A 22983-nucleotide genomic window follows, 5' to 3' on the forward strand; every position below is an offset into this window, starting at 1 on the left:
GACTTACTCCGCTGGCTCCGGGACCGTATCCTGCGCGATCGTCGACGCCTCCGCCGGCACGAGCAGACCGCAGATCTCACCGAGCAGGCCGGCATCCCTCAGGATCGTGAAATGGTTGTCGCCGACGAAGCCGCGATCGACCGCCTTCGGCATCTGCGATTCCAGCCGATCACGCTGTGCCAGACGGGTCGAGGTCCACCAGCAGAGCGGCGTGGCTTCCAGGCCCCGCGGCAGCGCTGTGTTCTGCGCCAGCCTGTTGAGGTGCCGTCCGACTGCGAATGCAGCGGACAAATCATCGGCGCCGAGCGAGGCGTCGTTCGCTCTCACGCTCCTGCTCTGCTCCACAGCAGAGGCGACCAGATCGCGGATGCGCTCCGGCGTCTCCGGCAAATCAGCGCGTTTCGCTGCCTCGACCTGCGCCTTGATGCGAGAGGCCGCAGCGCTCGGAAGAACCGCCGACAGCAATCCTGCGAGATCGTCGGCCCAGTGTGCCATCGACTCCTGCCGGTTCGATCCGTCCGGCTGCCGCGGCACGAAGCTGTCGACCAGCGCGAGACGATCGACGCGCTCACCGCCGCGTTCGAGCTCGGCCGCGACGAGACCGACCAGCAGTCCTCCCAAGGACCAGCCGACCAGGCTATAGGGACCGCGCGGCTGCATCCGCCGGATCTCGGCCGCGTAGTCCACGGCCATGGCTTCGAGGGAGGCGTCGGTCCACGAGGGATCGACCAGCATTCTCGATTGCAGCCCGATCAGCTGCCGGTGCCCTTCGAGGCGGCGCGCCAGCGGCCCGTAGTCGAACACTGTGCCGAAGCCGCCATGCACAGCGAAGACCGGGTTCACGCCGCGAACCGCGGCATTCAGCGGCAGCAGCGCCGATGGCGCGGATGCGACGGCGGACGCCGCGGTGGCGCTGCCGGCGAGCAAGGCGCGGATCGTCGGCTTCTGAAGCAGATCGCGCAGCTTGATCTCGATCCCGAACGTCTTGTCCTGACGGACCCGCGCCACGACCTTGAGGCACAGGATTGAATTGCCGCCAAGCTCGAAGAAATTGTCGGTGACGCCGACCTGCGGCACCTCCAGGATCTCGGACCACAGGCGCGCCATTGCAATCTCTGCCGGGGTTCGCGGGGGGAAGAAGCTCCGCATCGACGCATCGGGAGCCGGCAATGCACGCCGGTCGATCTTGCCGCTCGACAATGTCGGCAACCGCTCCAGCACCACGATCCGAGCCGGCACCATATAGGCCGGCAGGACGAGCTTCAGGAAACCGGTCAAGCGCTCGACCAGCGTCTCGGCCGCATCAGGCGCGGCGTCATCTGCCGCCTTCGGCGCGACATAGGCAATGAGCTGATTTCCGGCTGCACTCGGCACTGCCACCACCGCCGCCTGCGCAATCGCCTCATGACGAAGCAGCGAGGTCTGGATCTCTCCGAGCTCGATCCGGAAGCCGTTGACCTTGACCTGGTCGTCGCTGCGGCCGAGATATTCGACGGTGCCGTCCTCGCGCCACCGCGCCAGATCGCCGGTGCGGTACAGCCGCGCTCCCGGGGCCGACGAGAATGGGTCAGGCACGAAGCGCTCTGCGGTCATACCGGCCTTGCCGTGATAGCACCGTGCCAGCCCAAAGCCGCCGAGATAAAGCTCGCCGGCGACGCCGGCGGGAATAATGTCGAGCGCGGCATCGAGAATGTAGGCACGGCGATCTCCGACCGGCACGCCGATCGGCGCGTAGGGCGTGTCGCATTCCGACGCGCCATCGACTTTCCAGACCAGCGGCGTGACGACGGTTTCGGTCGGACCATAACCATTGATCAGAATGCGTGGCTTGAGAACGCGCCTGACCTTGTCGAAGCCCGCCTTCGGCATCGCCTCGCCGCCGAACGAGTAGAGCTTGACCGGCGGTGGATTGCCGCTCTGCTCGACGCAATCGGCGACCTGCTGGAGGTAGGCCGGCGGCAATCCGATATGGCTGACGCGATGGGCGTGCAGGTTCTCGACGGTCTGTTCCGGCGTCCACAATTCGGCGTCACGCATCAACAGCCGTGCGCCATGCGACAGAACTGTGAGCCAGCGCTCATGAGCGCCGTCGAAGGCCAGCGATAGGAAATGCAGCTCGCAGGAGCTTTCGTCGATCTCGTAGAGGCTGCCCGTGACGCGACAGTGCATCGCCAGCGGTCCGTGGGCGACAGCGACGCCCTTTGGCGTCCCCGTCGAGCCCGAGGTGTAGATCAAATAGGCAAGGTTTTCCGGATGCAGTTCGGGCTGCGGCGGATGGTCCGGTCCCGCGTCGAACTCGAACGAAGACAAGGAAATTCGCTCCATGCCGTCCGGGCTGCCCTCGATTTCGAGCGGACCCGTCAACAGGAATGCGATTGCGGCATCGCGCATGACGAACGCGCGCCGCTCCGAGGGCAGCTCGGGATCGAGTGGAACGTAGGCCCCACCCGCCTTGAGCACGGCCAGCAACGCAATCATCGTGGCAGCAGTTCGCTCGACCACCACGCCGACGCGCTGCTCGGGCTTGAGCCCCCGGGCGATCAGGTGATGCGCCAGGCGGTTGGCCCTGCGCTCGAGGTCTCCGAACGAGAGCACCGAGCTGCCGATGGTCAGCGCCGTCCGCTCCGGATAACGCCGCGCATGGCTGCTGATCGCCTCATGCACCAGCGGCAGGGGAGCGCTTGACGTCGCGTGCCGATTGCAACGATCTGCAAGAGCGGCATCGAGCTCCGTGACGGGATCGATGCTACCAAGCAAGGCCGCGGCATCCCGCGTCAGCTCCGCCAGCAAGTGCTCGAACTGCACCTTGATCTGGGTCGCCTGCACCGCGGTGAAATGGCTCGGCATATAGGTGTATTCGACCTGAAGCGTGTCTTCGACCAGCACCGAGAGGTCCATCGGATAGTTCGTCACGTCGACATTCTTCAGACCGCTGAACTGCAACCCGCCTGCACCGCGGTGCATGCTGCGTTCGATCGGATAATTCTCGAAGACGATGATGCTGTCGAACATGGTCTGACCGGCGCGGCCGGCCCAGCCCTGGATGTCATAGAGCGGCGTGTGCTCGTAGTCCCGGATCGCCGAATTGCGGTCCTGCAGCGCGCGGAGCCATTCACCGATCGGGCTTTCGGGCGGAATCGTATCGATCACGGGCAGCGTGTTGATGAAGAGCCCGAGCATCTGCTGCGATCCGTCGAGACCGGCCGGACGACCGGCCACGGTTACGCCGAATGTGACTGTGTTCTGGCCCGTATAGCGTTGCAGCAGCAGCGCCCACACGCCGTGGACGACGGTGTTCAGCGTGATCCGTTCGCGGCGCGCGAACGCCTTCAGCTCCGCGGTCGCGGCCTCTCCGAGACGCGTGTAACAGCGTTCGTGGCCGGATGCCTGATGGCGGCGCGCGCCGAAGGCGTCGGCGAGCTGCGTTGGCTGATCAAAGCTCCTGAGTTGTTCACGCCAGAAAGCTTCGGCAGCCTTGGCGTCCTGCGCCTGCAGCCAGGCGATATAGTCGCGGTAGCGCGTCGCGTTCGCGGCAGCAGCGCCGCCGTAATAGCACTCCAGGACTTCTCCGACGAACCTTGCCGAGCTCCAGCCGTCCATCAGGATGTGATGATAGGTCCAGATCAGCCGATACAGGTGGTCCTGGAGGCGCAACACCCGCACCCGCTGGAGCGGCGGCCTCTGGAGATCGAACTCGGCGGCGCGCTCATCGGCAAGAGCCGCCGCAATTCTTTCATCACTGATCGCCTGCCCTCGCCAGTCCTCCTCTGCGAACGGCACGATGGCGTCGCGATAGACGGCTTGCAGCGGGGAGCCGGAGAGCTCACGCCAGAGGAAGCCGGTCCGCAGCATCTGATGACGCGCGCTCACCTCGCGCCACGCTGTGCCGAGCCGTTCCGGGTCGAGGCCCCGGATCTCGACACTGACCTGATTGACATAAACGCCGCTGCCAGCATCGCGCAGGCTGTGAAACAGCATGCCCTGCTGCATCGGCGACAGCGGATAGACGTCCTCGACGCGGCTCCAGTCCAGACCGAGCCGTTCGAGCTGCTCACTGGAGAGTCCCGCCAGCGAGCCACGCTCCGATGCGGGGTCTTCCTTATCGGGCTCGACATCTCGGGACGACGCACTCAGCAGCTCGATGGTTTGATGCCGGAACACGTCGCGCGGCTCGATGAGCACGCCTTCGCGCCGCGCGCGGCTCACCATCTGCAGCGAGATGATGGAATCACCACCGAGCTCGAAAAAATTATCGGTGACGCCGATGTTGGGCTGGCGCAGCAGATCGGCCCAGATCGCGGCCAATGTGACCTCCGCCGGCGTGCGCGGCGCCACATGCTGGGCGGACGCCGCGAGCTGATCCGGCGCCGGCAATGCCTTGCGGTCGATCTTGCCGTTCGGCGTCAGCGGCAGGCGCTCCAGCACCACGATCCGCGCCGGGACCATGTAGTCGGGCAGCACCGAGGACAGCGCCGTTTTGAGCGCCGTCCCATCCAGCGCTTCGCCACTGACATAGCCGACCAGCTGGCGGCCGGCGCCGGCCTCGCGCGCCACCACCACGGCCGCGCGGACACCATCCTGCGCCTGTAGCCGTGCCTCGATCTCGCCGAGCTCGATGCGGAAGCCGCGGATCTTCACCTGGTAATCGGCACGGCCGACATAATCGAGCACGCCGTCGGATCGCCACCGCGCCACATCGCCGGTGCGGTACAGCCGCGCCCCCGGCGGACCGAAGGGATCGGGAATGAAGCGCTCCGCCGTCAGGGCGCCGCGCTGCCAATAGCCGCGGGCGAGCCCGCTCCCGCCGATATAGAGCTCGCCGGCAACGCCGACCGGCGCGAGGTTGAGGTCACCGTCGAGAACGTAGAGCGTGGTGTTGCCGATCGGGCGGCCGAGCAGCGGACGATCGTCCGCCGCATCGAGCCGATGGCACGCCGACCACACCGTGGTCTCGGTCGGGCCGTACAGGTTCCAGACCTCGCCGGCCTGGGCCACCAGCCGCCGCGCCAGATCCGGCGGCAGCGCCTCGCCGCCGCACAGCACCCGGCAGCTCGCCGGCAGCGCAGGACCGTCGTGATCGAGCAGCATCCGCCAGGTCGACGGCGTTGCCTGGATCAGGGAGACGCCATGCCGCTGCACGATCGCCTTGAGCTTGGCAGGATCATGCGCGGCCGCGCGATCCGCCAGCACGACGCAGGCGCCAATCGTCAGCGGCAGCCAGAGCTCAAGCACTGCGATGTCAAAGGACAGCGAGGTCAGGCCAAGCACCCGGTCGGCGGCCGTCATGCCGGGCTGCTCCGCCATGGTCGCCAGGAAGTTCGTCACCGCGTCATGACGGACCATCACGCCCTTGGGCAGGCCGGTCGAGCCCGAGGTGTAGATCACATAGGCGAGGCTCTCGGCGTGAACGGTGACATCGAGATTGGCGGCATCGCCGCCCTCGCCGTCCGCAGCGTCGAGCATCCAGGCCTCGGCGCCGGTCTCCGCCAGCACGGCGGCGAACTGATCGCGCAACTCCGTCTGCGTCAGCACCAGCGCCGCGCCGCTGTCGCGCAGCATATGCGCCAGCCGCTCCGGCGGGTAATCCGGATCGAGCGGCAAATAGGCCCCGCCGGCTTTTAGCACCGCCAACAGCGCGACCAGCATCTCGACGCTGCGCTCGAGCGCCAGCCCGATCACGATCTCGGTCCCGACGCCGCGATCGCGCAATCGCCGCGCCAGCCGGTTGGCGCGTGCATTCAGCGCAGCATAGCTCAGCTCCGCCTCGCCGAACACCAGCGCGATCGCCTGCGGCGACTTCCGGACCTGTGCCTCGAACTGCGCAATGATCCCCTCGCGCGGTTCATCCCGGCGCGTATCGTTCGCCCGTGCAAGCAGGACGTCATCCGTGGGATCGCGGGCCGCGATCATCCCGACCGGTCGATGGGCATCCATGCTCAGCGCCTCGATCAGCCGCACAAAGGTTCGCTGCAGCCGTGCGATCTGGGCCTCGTCGAAATATTTGCGCTGATAGTTGAGAACGAGGCGCAGGCGCTCATCGACGCCGATGCTGGCGAACAAGGGATAATTGCTGGTCTCGACAATCCAGGTCTCGCCGACCTGGATCTGCCGGTTCTGTCCGATCAGCGCGCGGTCGACCGGGTAGTTCTCGAACACCAGGATGCTGTCGAACAACGGCCGTCCGGGACGCCCTGCCAGCCGTTGGATCTCATAGAGCGGCGTGGCGCCGAATTCGCGCAGGGCCAGATTGCGATCCTGCAATTCGCGCAGCCATGCACCGACGGCCTGCTGCGGGCTGACGCCGTCGATCACGGGCAACGTGTTGATGAACAGGCCGACCATCTCTTCGGCGCCGGCGAGCTCGGGCGGCCTGCCCGACACGGTGACACCGAAGCAAACCGTCCCCTGCCCGGTATGCTGCCGCAGCAACTGCGCCCATGCCGCCTGCACCAGCGTGTTCATCGTGATCCGCTCGCGCGCCGCAAATTCCTGCAACCGTCCGGTCATGGCAGGATCCAGCTCCAGCGCAAGCATGCCATGGCCGGACGTTTCCACGTCCCCCCCTTCGGCCAGGCTGCCTGCGAGGAAGCTCGGCTCGACCAGCCCAGCCGTCGCATTGCGCCAGAACGCCGCCGATGCGTCGCTGTCGCGGCTCTTCAGCCACGCGATGTAGTCGCGATAGCGGTGCCGCAACGGCGGCAGGCGCCCCTCGCCGTTATGTTGCATCACTTCGGCGATGAACCGCGCCGAGCTCCACCCATCGAGCAGAATGTGATGATGCGTCCAGATCAGCCAATGCCTGTCGTTGCCGAGCCTGATCAACCGAACGCGCTGCAAGGGCGGCCGCGACAGGTCAAAGCCGGCGGCCTGCTCCTGCCGCGAAACGTCGGCCAGCGCCGCATCCAGTTGCGCCTGGTCCCAGGTCGCACTCCGTGCTCGCCAGTCATCCTCGATAAAGGGCACTTCGGCCCGTCGATAGACGACCTGTTGCGGCGCGCCGGACAGGTCACGCCAAATAAATCCCGTCCGCAGCACCGCGTGACGATCGCTGGCTGCCTGCCAGGCGCGGCGCAGCTTTCCGGCGTCCAGCCCACGGATCTCCGCCGCGACCTGGTTGACGTAGAGCCCGCTCTCGCCGTCATGCATCGCATGGAACAACATGCCTTGCTGCATCGGCGACAATGGATAGATGTCCTCGATCTCGCGCCAATCAAGCGCAAGCCTGTCGAGCTCGGTCTGACCCAGCCCCGACAACGCCACGTCCGATGGTGTCAGACCGCAAGCGTCGCCGGTGCAGTGATCGACCAGCTCGCGCAACGCAGCCTCGTACAACGCGGCCAGCCGCTCGACCGTCTCGCGCCGATAGCGCTTGCGGCCGAACCCGAACGATAGAAACAACCGACCATCGCGCACCGTGCCGTTCACGGTCAGCCAGCGTCGCAGCGGGCTCGATGCATCCCGCGATCGGCCGGCGCTTTCCGCTGCCATCTTGAACAGCGCCGCCTCGTCGCCTCCGTCGATCTGGCCGAGATAATTGAACGCAATCTTCGGCTCGCCGGCATGCGATAGCGCCAAACGTTGTTCTTCGGAGCCAAGATAGCGCAATACGCCGTAGCCCAGCCCGCGGCCGGGAATGCCGCGAAGCTCCTCCTTCACGGTCTTGATCAATGACGAAGGATCTTCCGAGCCACCGGCCAACCGCACGGGAAAAGCCGTCGTAAACCAGCCGACCGTGCGCGAGAGGTCGAGATCGCCAGCGAGAGGCTCGCGGCCATGCCCCTCCAGCTCGACGAGAACGTCGTCCTGCCCACTCCACTGCCAGACGGCGCGTGCAAGGCCGGCAAGAAGGAGATCGTTGATCTGCGTACGATAAGTCGATGGCGCCTCCGCCAGCAGGCGCTGCGTCCATTGCTCTTCGAACGACAGCAGGATTTCATCGGCATCCGCCATGCGATCGAGGTCGGCATGATCGTCGTCGCAGGGAATGTCCGCATGCGCGCCGCGGCTGGCCCAGTAAGGCAATTCCGCCGCCAGTTCAGGGGACGATGCGTAGGTCCGTAAGCGCTGTCCCCACAGTGCGTAGGCGTGGCTCTTGGGCGGAAGCACAACCGTGGCGTCGCCGTTTCCAAACCGCGCGTAAGCTGCGGCGATGTCCTCCAGCAGAATGCGCCATGACATCCCGTCGACCACGAGATGGTGGATCACGATCAGGAAACGCTGGCTGCCGTCGGCGACATCGATGCCGATCGCTCGCAAAAGCCTGCCCTCGGAGATGGACAGGCTCGCCTGCGCCGACGATGCCAGCGCCGTCACGGCATCGCGGCCGGCCGCCTGCCGGACCCAGAGCAGGTCCTCCGCGCCCACAGCAGCGCCGTGCTCGGCACACCAGTTCCCTTGCCTCTCCTCGAAGTGGAGGCGCAGTGCATCATGATGATCGACCACGGCGGCGAGTGCGCGCCGCATCACGTTCCAGTCGAGACGCTCTCTCGGCTGCAACAGCACCGCCTGGTTCCAATGATCCCGGTTCTCCATGTCCTCCGCAAAGAAGCGGGATTGAATCGGCAAGAGCGGATGCGGGCCGGTGACCTGCCCTTGGTCGGCGAGCGTGCCCGCGCGCTGTTGCGAACGCGCTGCAAGCGCCAAAGCCTCCAAGGTCTGGTGCTGAAACACGTCACGCGGTTCGATCAGGTATCCGGCGCGCCGGGCGCGGCTCACCATCTGGAGCGAGATGATGGAATCGCCCCCGAGTTCGAAGAAATTGTCGGTGAGGCCGACGGCCGGCCGGCCGAGCAGCTCGGCCCAGATCGCCGCAAAAGCTATCTCCGCAGGCGTGCGTGGCGCCTGATGATCCGCATGGCCATGGGCCATATCGGGCGCCGGCAGCGCTTGGCGATCAACCTTGCCGCTCGGCATCAAGGGCAGCCGCTCCAGCACGGCAATTCTCGGCGGCACCATGTAATCCGGCAAGACGGCCGACAGCGCGGCCCGTAAGGCTGCCTCAGTCAACTCACCGCTGCCGCTGACATAGCCGACGAGCTGCCGGCTGGCGCCGACATCGCGCGCCACCACGACGGCGGAGCGAACGCCGGGCTGCTCGAGCAGCCGCGCCTCGATCTCGCCGAGTTCGATGCGGAAGCCGCGGATCTTGATCTGGTGATCCGCGCGTCCGACATAGTCGATCGCGCCATCGGCGCGCCAGCGCGCCAGGTCTCCCGACCGATAGAGCCGCTCGCCTTGCTCCCCGAAGGGATCGGGAATGAAGCGCTCCGCCGTCAGCTTCTCGCGCCGCCAATAGCCCCTCGCCAAACCGGCCCCGCCGATGAACAACTCGCCAGTCACGCCTGCCGGAACCATGTTCAGATCGGCGTCGAGGATGCGGATCGTCACGCCGGGAATGGGCTGGCCGATCGGCACGCTCGTCCCATCCTCGTCGCGACAAGTCCAATACGTGGCGTTGATGAGAGCCTCGGTCGGACCGTAGCGATTGTCGAATCGCACGTGGGGGAACGCCGCACGTACACGCGTCATGAGATCGAGCGACAGCGCCTCGCCGCCAGCAAACAGGCGCTTGATCGAGGTGCAGCGCGCCGCGCCGGGCTCGGCCACGAAATGCTCGAGCATCTGCGGCACGAAGTGCAGCGTCGTCACGTCATGGGCGATGACGGCGTCCACCAGGAGTCGCGGCTCGCGATGCGCGCCTGGAGGCGCGATCGCCAGCCGCGCGCCGGTTGCGAGCGGCCACAATATCTCCCAAACCGAGACGTCGAAGCTGAACGGGGTCTTGTGCAGCAAGGTCTCGGCGGGATCGAGACCATACTCCGCCTGCATCCAGCCGAGCCGTGCCGCGAGTGCGCGATGCGAGCAGGCGACGCCCTTGGGTACGCCGGTCGAGCCGGACGTGTACATCACATAAGCCAGGCTGTCCGGATGAAGCGCCGGGTCGGGATTGCCGGCAGGCGCGCCGATCCGAGCTTCAGCCTCGCCGTCGATTGTCCAGGCCTCGACGTCCGCATCCGTGATCACAGACGCCAGGTGCGGAAGCAGCCGCTCCTGGGTCAGCACCAGCGCCGTTCCGCTATCACGCAGCATGTGGAGCAGGCGATCGGACGGGTAGTCGGGATCGAGCGGCAGATAGGCGCCTCCGGCCTTCAGCACGGCCAGGACGCCGACGATCAGCTCGATGCTGCGCTCGAGCGCCAAGCCGACCAGCCGGTCGCGACTGATCCCGTGCTCCCGCAACCGCCATGCCAGGCGATTGGCACGCGCGTTCAGCTCGCCATAGCTGATCTGCCGTTCACCGAAGATCAACGCGATCGACGATGGCGAAGCCGCGGCCCGGGCTTCGATCTGCGCGACGATAGTGTCGCCAAGCTTCGGTGCCCGCTCGGCGCTGCCGCCCCAGCCGAGCAATCTCTGCTCCTCATCGGCATCGAGGCTGTCCAGCGCGCCCAGCGGCCGCGAGGCGTCCGCCACGATCCTGGCCAGCAGTTGCGACAGCGAGGCTTGCAGATATCTGATATGATCGTGGTCGAGGCGGCTGCGATCGTAGCGAAAGCCCAGATTGATGCCGTCGGGCTTGGCGAAGACCGCCACCGTCAGCGCATAGTTGGTGATCGAGACCTGCTCGACCCGGCCGAACCGGCGTCCGCTTTCGCTCTCGCCCCGTAGCGCCTGATCGATCGGATAGTTCTCGAACACGAGGATGTTGTCGAACAACGCGCGTCCGGAACGGCCGGCAAGACGCTGAATGTCATAGAGCGGCATCCAGCCATGATCGCGCAGATCCGTATTGCGCGCCTGGAGGTCGCGCAACCACGCTCCCACTTCCGTTTGCGGGGCTGCTTGATCGACGACGGGTAGCGTGTTGATGAACAGGCCGACCATCTCCTCGGCCCCGCTGATCTCGGCCGGCCGGCCCGATACCGTCGCGCCGAAACAGACCGCGCTCTGGCCGGTGTGGCGACGCAGCAGCTGCGCCCACGCGCCTTGCACCAGCGTGTTCAACGTGACGTGCTCGCGCCGCGCAAAGGCTTGCAGGCTTGCCGTCAGGTCGGCCGTGAGCAGCAGGTCCGACGAGCCATGGCCGGAAGCACCGTTGGCCGCAGGTCCTCCCAGCGTGTCCGCTAGGAAGCTGGGCTCGTCCAATTCGGCCAAGGCCGATCGCCAGAACGACGCGGACGCGTCGCGGTCCTGCCTTTGCAGCCACGCGATGTAGTCGCGGTAGCGGCCCTTCACGGCCGATAGTCGCGCACCGCGTTCGTGCTGCAGGATCTCCGCCATCAGACGCGCGGCGCTCCAGCCGTCGAGCAGGATATGGTGGTGGGTCCAGATCAGCCAGTGGCGTGCCTCGTCGAGCCGGATCAGCCGGACCCGCTGCAATGGCGCTTGCGACAGGTCGAATGCCCTGGCGCGTTCGGCTTGCGCAATACCCGCGAGCGCAACCCGCAGCTCCTCCTCTTCCATGGCGGCCGCCCGCGAGCGCCAGTCTTCTTCCTCGAATGGCAAAGGCGCAGAGCGATAGACCACCTGCTGCGCGGCCCCCGACAGCTCGCGCCACGCAAATCCGGTTCGCAACACGGCGTGGCGCGAGCTGATCTCGTGCCAGGCTGCGCGCAGCCTGCCGGCCTCGAGACCACGGACCTCCAGGCCGATCTGGTTGACGTAATTGCCGCTCTCGCCATCACGAAGGGCATGGAACAGCATGCCCTGCTGCATGGGCGACAGCGGATAGATGTCCTCGATCTCGCGGCAGTCGATCGTCGCGACCAGCGCGTCGAGATCAGCCTGCTTGAGGTTCGACAAGGCGAAGTCCGACGGCGTGATGCCGCGGGCGCCGCCCGTGCAATGCGCGACGAGTTCGCGCAAGGAAGCCGCGTAATGCTCGGCGAGACGTTCGATCGTTGCGCGCCGGTAACGCCTGCGGCCATAGCTGAACGACAGGCGCAACTGTCCTTCGCCGACCTGACCGTTGATGCTGACCCAGCGGCCGAGTGGCGCGCTTTCGCTGCGCATCGGCCCCGAGCTCTCGGGCGCGAGGCGGAACGGGGCACTCTCTCCCATGCTGGAATCGAACTGGCCGAGATAGTTGAAGACGATGCGCGGCTCAGGGCGTGTCGCCAGGGCGCTCCGCTGCGCCTCGGTGCCGAGATGGCGCAGGATGCCGTACCCCAGCCCGCGGTTGGGAACGGCCCGAAGCTCCTCCTTGATGGATTTGATCAGAGAGGCATCGTCCTCGGAGCTACCCGACAGCCGCACCGGAAAAGCAGTGGTGAACCAGCCGATGGTGCGGGACACATCGGCGCCCGCAAAGACGTCCTCGCGGCCATGGCCTTCGAGCTCGACGACGACGTCCTCGATCCCGCCCCAGCGCGACACGGCTCGCGCAAGTGCCGCCAGCAGGAGATCATTGACCTGGGTGCGGTAGGCGGACGGGGCTTCCTTCAGCAGCCGCGTGGTCAATCCGGCGTCGAACGCCAGCAGGACCTCCTCGCCGTCTGCAACCCGGTCGACCCCGCCATGATCGTCATCGCAGGGAAACGCCGCATGCGATCCCCGCTCCAGCCAATAGTCGAGCTCGGCTGCCAGCTCGTCTGTCGCAGCATAGGTCTGCAATCGCGCGCCCCAGGATGCATAAGAGTCGCTCCTCGCCAGCGCGACTGAAGCCGCGCCCTGGCGGAGCTGATCGTACGCCGTCGCAAAGTCTTCGAGCAGCACACGCCATGACACGCCGTCGATGACGAGATGATGCACCACCACCAGAAGCCGCTGGCTGCCGTCCGCGAGATCCATGCCGACCACACGCAACGGCGGCCCGGCCAGCGACAGGCTGGCCTGAGCTTGTGAGGCGACCTTCGTGACTGCGGCGGCATCCTGGAGGTCACCAAGAATCCACAGCAGCTCGGACGTTGGCGGTGTAGCGCCGTAGGTCGCGCGCCAACCGCCATCAATCTCCTCGAAGCGCAGGCGCAGGGCCGCATGATGCGCGACAAGAGCGGCAAGCGTGAGCTCGACGAGCTTCCAGTCGAGCCGCGACTTCGGCATCAGCAGGACGGCCTGATTCCAGTGATGACGGTCCCCTGCATCCTCACTGAGGAACCGCAACTGGATCGGCAGCAGCAGGTGCTCGCGGCCGTCGAGATCGATCTCAGCGGCGACGATCTCCGCTTTGTCTTCACTCCGCGCCACGCGCGCCAGATCCTGCAAGGTCTGATGCCGGAAGACGTCACGCGGCTCGATCAGCAGGCCCGCCTGGCGCGCGCGACCGACCAGCTGCAGCGAGATGATGGAATCGCCGCCGAGCTCGAAGAAATTGTCGGTGGCGCCGATGGCGGGCTGGCCGAGCAGCTCGGCCCAGATCGCAGCGAGCACCGTCTCGGCTGCGGAGCGCGGCGCGACATGCGCGGTGGTTGCGGCCGGCATCTCAGGCGCCGGCAGGGCGTCGCGATCAACCTTGCCGTGCGCGGTGAGCGGCAGCCGGTCCAATCGCACGATGCGGGCCGGCACCATGTAGTCGGGCAGCTCATCCGAGAGCGCCGCACGCATCGCCGCTTCGTCGAACGGCCCATCGCCGGCGACATAGCCGACCAGCTGACGGCTGACGCTGGCTTCAAGGGCAACGACCACGGCCGACCGCACGCCGGCCTGCCGCGTCAGCCATGCCTCGATCTCGCCGAGCTCGATCCGGAAGCCGCGGATCTTCACCTGATGATCGGTCCGGCCCACATATTCGATGACGCCATCGGCGCGCCACCGCGCCAGATCGCCGGTGCGATACAGCCGCGCGCCCGGCGCGCCAAACGGATCAGGGACGAAGCGGTCGGCCGTCAGCTCGGCGCGCTGCCAGTAACCGCGCGCCAAGCCCTCGCCGCCGATGATCAGTTCACCGGTCACGCCGACCGGGACGATGTTGAAATCATTGTCCAGGATGTACGCCGAGCGGCGGCCCACCGGGCGACCGATCGGGGCATAATTGCCGTCGATCTCCTCGCTCGCATCGACCTTCCAGACCAGCGGCGTGACCACGGTTTCGGTCGGCCCGTAGCCGTTGATCAATGCCCGCGGCTTGAGCGCGCGCTTGACCTTGTCGAAGCCGGCCTTTGGCATCGCCTCGCCGCCGAACGAGTACAGCTCGACTGGCGGCGGATCGCCACGCCACATCGCGAAATCAGCGAGCTGTTGCAGGTAGGCGGGCGGGAATCCGGCATTGGTGACGCGCTGCCGGCGCAGAACCTCGATAGTCTGTTCGGCGGACCACAGGTCCGCATCCCGCATCACGAGCGCCGCGCCGCAGGTCAGTGCGGTCCAGAGCCGCTCATGGGCGCCATCGAAGGTGAAGGACAGGAAGTGCAGCTCGCGCGAGTGCCGATCCATGTCGTAGAGCCCGGCCGTCACCTCGCAGTGCATGGCGAACGGACCGTGTTCGACCGCGACGCCCTTGGGGATGCCGGTGGAGCCGGAGGTGTAGATCACATAGGCAAGACTGGTTGGCACCACCGCGATCTCGGGATCGCTTTCGCTCTCCTTGGCGAGATCGATCGCACCGAGCGGAACGACCACAACGCCAGCTGGCGGCGGCGTTAACGCCGAACTATCTGCGTCGACCAGCACGACACGCGCGCCGGCATCGCGCAGGGTGCCGACCTGTCGTCTGGCCGGATGCTCGGGATCGAGCGGCAGATAGGCTGCACCCGTCTTCAAGATGGCGAGCAGCGCTGTAATGAGGCCTGGCGAACGCCGTGCCGAGACACCGACAAGGTCGTCGCGCCCGACACCGAGGCGGATCAGGTGGTGCGCGAGCCGATTGGCGCGGCGGTTGAGCTCGGCATAGCTGATCTCATCGTCACCGAAGACCAGCGCCGGCGCGTCGGGCGTTTCGGCGGCCAGCCGTGCAACCGTCCGATGCACCGGTGTGAACGATGAGCTTGCCGTTTCGTCGGCGCGATTCCATTGCCGCAACTGCCCCAGTTCCTGTTCGGACAGCAACGCCACATCGGCGATCCCTTGCGCGTCGTCGGCGACCATGGCCTTCAGGGTCGTGGCCCAATGCGCGGCAAGACGCTCGATCGTCGCCGCCTCGAACAGCGCCGTCGCATAGGTAAAGACGGCGCGGATTTCGCCTGACAGCCCCTCCTCGGTATCGAGCGCGAGGTCGAACTTGACGGCATCGACCTCTGTTTCGATTGTCTCGATCTGGAGACCGGTCCGATCCGATGGACTAGCCGACGCCCGACGGCGCTGGTGATTGTAGAGGACCTGGAACAGTGGATTCTGACTCAGGCTGCGCGTGGGCCGAAGGATTTCGAGCAGACGTTCGAACGGCAGGTCCTGGTTTTCCTGTGCCTCGACAGTGGCCGCATGAACCGCCGCAATGAAGTCCCTGATCGCCGCGCGGCCGTCGATCTGCGTACGAAGCACCTGGGTATTGACGAACAGACCGATCACGCCGCGCGCTTCGTCGCGATGCCTGTTGGCGACGGGCACGCCGATGTTGATGTCGGACTGCCCGGTGTAGCGATAGAGCAGCAGCTTGAAGCTCGCCAGCAGGACGGCGAACAGGGTCGTGCGATGCCGCCGCGCGAGCCCGCGCAAGCCATCGGCTAGCGCCGGGTCGAGCGGGATGCGATGTGCCGATCCCGCCAGATCCGGGACCGCCGGGCGCGGCCGGTCGATCGGCAGCTGGAGCACCGCCGGATCGGCGAGACGCCTGGTCCAGTAGCCGACCTGCCGTTCGCCATCGACCGCACTCATCCAGAGCCGCTGCCATTCGGCGTAGTCGGCATAGTCAATCTCCGGCTCCGGCAGCGCCGGTTCTTCACCGCAAGCGAATGCCTCGTACAGTTTCCAGAACTCGTCAACCAGCACGCCCATCGACCAGCCGTCGGCCACGATATGGTGCAGGCTGACGACGAGGAAGTGATCGCCCTCGTCCAGCGTCAGCAGCGTCGCGCGCATAAGCGGGCCGGCCTCGAGATCGAACGGCAGCGAGGCCTCCTGCCGCGCAAGCTCGCGCGCCTGCCGTTCGCGGTCGTCGCCATCGAGGGCCAGGTGCCGCAATGCGGCCGGCTGCGGAACCTGGATGACTTGTTCGGCCTGCTCCCCTTCCTGCCGAAAGACGGTGCGAAGCGCGCTGTGGCGGGCGACAAGCATATCGAACGCCTGTTGCAATGCGCGTGGTTGCAGCTGGCCGCGCACGCGCACCGTCGCTGATATGTTGTAGGCCGCGCTGGACGGATCCATCCGCCACAGGAACCAGAGGCGCGCTTGCGCAAAGGACAGCGGCGCCCGCTTTCGCCCCTGGCGCACGATCGGCAGCATGGCGAGGTTGACGCCCTTCGCCGCGAGCTGCGACACGAACGCGTGCTGCTTGCCGGAATCGAGACGCATCAAGCGCCGTGAAATGTCGCGCAGCTGCTGCTTTTGCGTGGTTGCCGTGTCACTCATGGGACAGTTCGACTTCCTTCAACAGGTCGAGCATCGCTACGATGTCGTCGCTTCGCTTGTCGATCTCGCTCTCCAGGCCCAGCGCAGCAGCCATGGTTTCAACGGTCGTCAATTCAAACAGACGATTGAGCGGCAGGTCGTGGCCGAGATCCCGCTTGATGCGGCTGACGAGCTGGACCGCGATCAAGGAATCGCCGCCGAGCTCGAAGAAATTGTCGGTGACACCGATATTGGGCTGGCGCAGCAGATCGGCCCAGATCGCGGCCAATGCAGCCTCCGCCGGCGTGCGCGGCGCCACATGCTGGGCGGACGGCGCGAGCTGATCCGGCGCCGGCAATGCCTTGCGGTCGATCTTGCCGTTCGGCGTCAGCGGCAGACGCTCCAGCACCACGATCCGCGCCGGGACCATGTAGTCGGGCAGCACCGGGGACAGCGCTGTTTTGAGCGCCGCGCCATCCAGCGCTTCGCCACTGACATAGCCGACCAGCTGGCGGCCGGTGCCGGCCTCGCGCGCCACCACCACGGCCGCGCGAACGCCCGGCTGCGCCTGCAGCCGTACCTCGATCTCGCCGAGCTCGATGCGGAAGCCGCGGATCTTCACCTGGTAATCGGCACGGCCGACATAATCGAGCACGCCGTCGGACCGCCACCGCGCGACGTCGCCGGTACGGTACAGCCGTGCGCCCGGCGGACCGAACGGATCGGGGATGAAGCGCTCCGCCGTCAGGGCGCCGCGCTGCCAATAGCCGCGGGCGAGCCCGCTCCCGCCGATATAGAGCTCGCCGGCAACGCCGACCGGCGCGAGGTTGAGGTCACCGTCGAGAACGTAGAGCGTGGTGTTGCCGATCGGGCGGCCCAGCAGCGGACGATCATCCATCGCATCGAGCCGATGGCGCGCCGACCACACCGTGGTCTCGGTCGGACCGTACAGGTTCCAGACTTCGCCGGCTTGCGCCACCAGCCGCCGCGCCAGATCCGGCGGCAGCGCCTCGCCGCCGCACAGCACCCGGCAGCTCGCCGGCAGCGCAGGGCCGTCATGATCGAGCAGCATCCGCCAGGTCGACGGCGTTGCCTGGATCAGGGACACGCCATGCCGCTCCACGATCGCCTTGAGCTTGGCAGGATCATGCGCGGCCGCGCGATCCGCCAGCACGACGCAGGCGCCAATCGTCAGCGGCAGCCAGAGCTCAAGCACTGCGATGTCAAAGGACAGCGAGGTCAGGCCAAGCACCCGGTCGGCGGCCGTCATGCCGGGCTGCTCCGCCATGGTCGCCAGGAAGTTCGTCACCGCGTCATGACGGACCATCACGCCCTTGGGCAGGCCGGTCGAGCCCGAGGTGTAGATCACATAGGCGAGGCTCTCGGCGTGAACGGTGACATCGAGATTGGCGGCATCGCCGCCCTCGCCGTCCGCAGCGTCGAGCATCCAGGCCTCGGCGCCGGTCTCCGCCAGCACGGCGGCGAACTGATCGCGCAACTCCGTCTGCGTCAGCACCAGCGCCGCGCCGCTGTCGCGCAGCATATGCGCCAGCCGCTCCGGCGGGTAATCCGGATCGAGCGGCAAATAGGCCCCGCCGGCTTTTAGCACCGCCAGCAGCGCGACCAGCATCTCGACGCCGCGGTCGAGCGCCAGCCCGACCACGATTTCGGTCCCGACGCCGTGATCCCGCAATCGTCGCGCCAGCCGGTTGGCGCGCGCATTCAGCGCGGCATAGCTCAGCTCCGCCTCGCCGAACACCAGCGCGATCGCCTCAGGTGACTTCCGGACCTGTGCTTCAAATTGCTCGATCAACGACTGTCGCCGATCATGCGCCTGCGTCCGGTTCCACGTCTCCAGCAACAGCTGCCGCTCGTCGGGGGGCAAAATGTCGAGCTGCCGGACCGGCGCACGCGGCGCGCGATCCAGCGCATCGGCCAATTGATCGAGTGCCTGCTGCATCATGGCGCAAATGCGATCGGCCGAGAACGGATGGACGATCTGGGCGGACAGGCCAAGCGCCTGGCCATAATCCTCGACCGCCAGCATCAGGGGATAATTGGTGCGCTCTTCACCACCGAGCCATTCGATGCCGGAGTGCTCTCTGCCGGCAGCCAAATCGGCCGGCATCGCATTGTGCCGGTAGTTCAGGATCGCGCTAAACAGCGGCGCGGGCGCCGCGACGCCGCTGTATCGCTGCGCAAGCGCCAGCGAGGCGTGCTCGTGCGCCATCAGCTCGGTCAGCCGACGATGCGCATCACGGACGCTGTCCTCGACCGCTGTGTCGTCGAGGTCGAGCCGCAGCGGCAAGGTGTTGATGAACAGGCCCATGGTGCGATCGCCGCCGGCGCCGGCCTGCATGCGACCGAACAAAACAGTCCCGAACACCACCTGCTCGCGCCCGCTGGTTCGCCCCACCACCTGCCCCCAGGCGAGATGGCAAAGGCTGGCCAGGCTGACGCCCAACCGCCGCGCCTGCACACGAAGCCTTGCGTTCAAGCTCTCGGGCAGCATCAGCCGGGTTTCGGCAATACCGGCACCATCGCCGTGCACCCGATCCAGGCCGAACGGCGTGGAGGGCTCGTCGATGTCGGCGAGCATGCCGCGGAAGAAGCGCTCATGCTCCTTGGTCGCCGCCGATCCGCGCGCCTGTGCCACCAGATTCCGGAACGGATAAGGCGGCGGCAATTCGTGGCTCCGCCCGGACAGGATCTTCCCGACCTCGTCGTGCATCACTTCGAGCGTGGAGTGGTCGCCAATCAAATGATGCAGCAGGACCAAAAGCAGCCAGCGCTCTCCACCCGGATCGGCCGCGACCGCAAATCGCAAAAGCGGCGGCCGTCCGAGATCGATCCGATGCAAACGCGGATCGAATCGTCGCGCGAGCTGCTCATCCCCAGGGCCTTCGCCATCCAGCACGACCTCGTCGACGACCAAGGACGCCTGCCGCCAAACCACCTGTGCCGGCGTGGACAGTCCGCTCCACACGATAGACGTTCGCAGAATGTCGTGACGGGCGACCACCTGCCGGACCGCGTCGAGATAGCGATCGAGCAGGTCGCGGCTGGCAAAGGCCATTCGGCCGACCAGCAGATAGGGATCGCCTTCCTTCGACAGCAGGTGGTGGAAGAGAATGCCATCCTGAAGTGGCGAGAGGCCGTAGACATCCTGGATGTTGGCGACGCCGCCAGGAACGTCGGCCACGATGCTGTCGATGTCGGATTGCGTCAACGTGATCAGCGGCAACAATTCCGGTGTGATCGCCGTCGTCTGCCGGGTGATCTGATTGACCGGAACGTCGGCTTCTACGCCGCCATCGAGGCTGGCGGCAAATTCCGCCAGCACCGGCTTCGCGAACAGCATGCGCGCATCCGCCCTCAGCGCATGCCGCTGCAATCGCTCCAGCATGCGCACTGCGAGCAGCGAGTGGCCGCCGAGCTCGAAGAAGTGGTCACTGCGTCCGATCCGATCGACGCCCAAGAGCTCGGCCCAGATATTTGCGACAATCTGCTCGACCTCGCCTCGCGGCGGTTCGAAACGGCGCCGCGCATATGCATCGTTCTCCGGCGCCGGCAGCGCCTTGCGGTCCACCTTGCCATTCGCCGTGAGCGGGAGTGCATCGAGACTTACGAACGCTGACGGCACCATGTAGTCCGGCAGACACGCACGCAGGTGATCGCGCAACGCGCTGGCAAGCTCTCCGCCATCGCGCCTTACGCCCCCCCTAGCGGCCACATAGGCGACCAGCCGCATGTCGCCGCCATGATTGCGCTGCACCAGCACGATTGAATCGGCAACGTCGGCGTGCTCGTTGAGCCGAAACTCGATTTCAGCGAGCTCGATACGAAAGCCACGGATCTTGACCTGGTGGTCGTTGCGGCCGAGAAACGCAATATTGCCGTCCGCGAGATAGCGGCCGAGATCGCCGGTGCGGTACATGCGTGCATCCGCATCGCCGCAGAAGGGATCGCGCACGAAGCGTTCCGCCGTCAGATCGGCGCGATTGAGATAACCGCGCGCGATGCCGACCCCTCCGATATGGATTTCACCGACCGCACCGAGCGGAACGGGCGCACCGAACCGGTCCAGAAGATAGATCCGCGCATTCGGCAGCGGTCGACCGATCGGAGCCGCGTCGCCATCAAAGCCCCGATGCCGCAACCAGCTCGTGGCGCAGACCGTTGCTTCCGTCGGCCCATAACCGTTGAAGACGGCAATATCAGGAGGCAATCCCTTGACCAGCTCGGCCCTGGGCAATTCACCGGCAAGAACGAGAACCCGCAACGAGGCGAGCCGTTCGAGATCGGTCCGCCCGTGCAGCATCGCCGGCGGCAAGGTCGCATGCGTGATCGCATTGTCCGCGAGATAGCCGAACAATGCCGCGGTGTCCTGATGCTCGCGCGTGCCGGCCAGAAACAGCGCGGCGCCCGAGCACAGGGCCATGACGATTTCCCAGATGCTGGCATCGAAGCTGAGCGAGGCAAATTGCACGACGCGACTGCTCGAATTGACGTTGAACAACGCCCGCTGCGCCAACGCCAGATTCACCAGGCCAAGGTGCTCGACCATCACCCCCTTCGGCCGACCGGTCGAGCCGGACGTGTAGATGATGTAGGCGAGGCTTCGCGCAGTCAGTCCTTCGAGAAGATCACTCGGATCCGACGTCGCCTGCCCCGCGTCTGCGTCGGGGTCGACGATCTCGCAGGTCCCATCTGGAATGATCGCGCGTCCTGTGGCGTCTGCGATCAGCAGGCGCGGCCTGGCATCGTCGACAATCTGACGTAGCCGCTCCGCAGGATAAGCGGGATCGAGCGGCAGATAGGCGCCGCCCGCCTTCAGCACGGCCAGCAGGCTCACCACCATTGCGATGCCCCGCGGCAGGCAGATCGCAACGGGCTGATCCGGCACCACTCCCAAGGTGATCAAGTGCCGCGCAAGCCTGTTCGCCCGCGCATCGAGCTCGCTATAGCTCAGACGAACGTCCTCGTATGCCAGCGCAATGGCGTCCGGCGCCCTTCTCACCTGCTCCGCAAACAGATCTTGAATGCAGCTTTCGGAGGGAAACGGCGTGGCCGTCTCGTTCCAAGTGTCGAGAACGCGCCTGCGCTCATCGGCACCAATGATATCGATCCGGTCGACCTCATGGTCCGCATCGGAGATCATCGCCCGCAGCACGGTCAACAGATAGCCCCGATGGCGCGTGATCGTCGCTTCGTCGAATAGCGACGTCGCATAATTCAGGGAGCCGACAATGCGCCCGTCCATCTCGCCGAGATTGAGCTCGAGATCGAACTTGACCTGTTGCAGCGGAATATCAGCGATCTCGGCTTTGAGGCCGGGCAACTCGAGAGGCCCCCTCTCGTTGTTTTGCCAGGCGAACACGGCCTGGAAGACCGGTGTCTGCTCCGGCCGTCGCAGCGGTTGGACGATCTCGACGACCTGCTCGAACGGTAGGTCCTGATGATCCTGCGCCGCGAGCGCCGCCGCGCGCACGCGGCGGAGCAGTTCGGCCACGCTGGGCTCCGCCGAGAGATCAACGCGGACAGCCAGCATGTTGACGAAGAATCCGATCAGGCTCTCGATCTCCGGCCTATTTCGGTTGGCCGTCGCAGTCCCGATGACGATATCGGTCTGCGAGGAGAGTCTCGACAACACCACTGCCCAGGCCGCCAGCACCGTCATGAAAGCACTGGCGCCATGCGACTGACTCAGTCGCCTGATGCCGGAGGCCAGCTCCACATCGATCTCGATCGGCAGGGACGCCCCGGCGAGCGACCTGATTGGCGGACGCGGCCGATCCGTCGGCAATTCAAGCACGGCAGGAGCGTCCGCGAGTGCTTCTCGCCAATAGTCGACCTGCCGCTGCAAGCGTTCGCCCGACAGCCATTGCCGCTGCCAGACGGCATAGTCCGGATACTGGATTGCCAATGGCGGCAGAGGATCGTCCTTGCCAGCGGCGAATGCCCGGTAGAGAGCGCCGAGCTCGCGCACCAGAACGCCGATCGACCAGCCATCGGAGACGATGTGATGCTGGGTGAGCAAGAAGAGATGCTCTCCCTCCGCCATCCGGATCAGGCGACCGCGGACCAACGGTCCAGCGGCGAGATCGAACGGCGTCGCGGCCTCCTCGCGGCAGAGGCGCGCCAGCTCCTGCTCGCGATCGTCCCGGCTACTCAGATCATGTTCGAGCAGCGGCACACGCTCATCCGTGGGCAGCAGCACCACGCGCGGCTGTTCGTCCACTACGCGAAAGACGCTGCGCAGCGCTTCGTGGCGCGCGAACACACGGTCGATGCTGCGACGCAAGGCTTCGAGATCGAGCTCGCCCGTAAGCCGCAATGCTCCGCGAATGTGATAGCTGGAATTCGTACCATCGAGCTGCGCCAGCAGCCAGAGCCGCTGCTGCGCAAAGGACATTTCCAACGATCCGCTCCGCGCCACCACCGGAATGGCGCTAGCGCCACTCCTGTCGGCACTCCGGCCGCGATCCCTGGCCAGCGCGACGAGCTTTCTCATCTGCTGGGGATCCAGATCGCGTAAGCTCGGCTTTGCCGTGTCAGCCATGC

The 22983-nt window shown here is 66.2% G+C and carries 2 protein-coding genes; both read right to left on the reverse strand.

Translation table 11 applies throughout. The features are described from left to right. Positions 1 to 3: 3 nt before the first annotated feature. Positions 4 to 16440 carry a non-ribosomal peptide synthase/polyketide synthase gene (locus I6F36_RS09935; protein ID WP_225171352.1) on the reverse strand — a complete coding sequence of 5479 codons (16437 nt, stop codon included), beginning with the start codon at positions 16438 to 16440 and terminating at the stop codon, positions 4 to 6. Further along, a complete protein-coding gene (locus I6F36_RS09940) occupies positions 16433 to 22981 on the reverse strand; it encodes a non-ribosomal peptide synthetase (protein ID WP_225171353.1) in 6549 nt (2182 codons plus the stop codon). Before I6F36_RS09940 ends, I6F36_RS09935 begins: the two co-directional genes overlap by 8 nt. Positions 22982 to 22983 lie beyond the last annotated feature (2 nt).

This window comes from Bradyrhizobium sp. BRP19 (genome assembly GCF_020194195.1).
GTDB lineage: Bacteria > Pseudomonadota > Alphaproteobacteria > Rhizobiales > Xanthobacteraceae > Bradyrhizobium > Bradyrhizobium yuanmingense.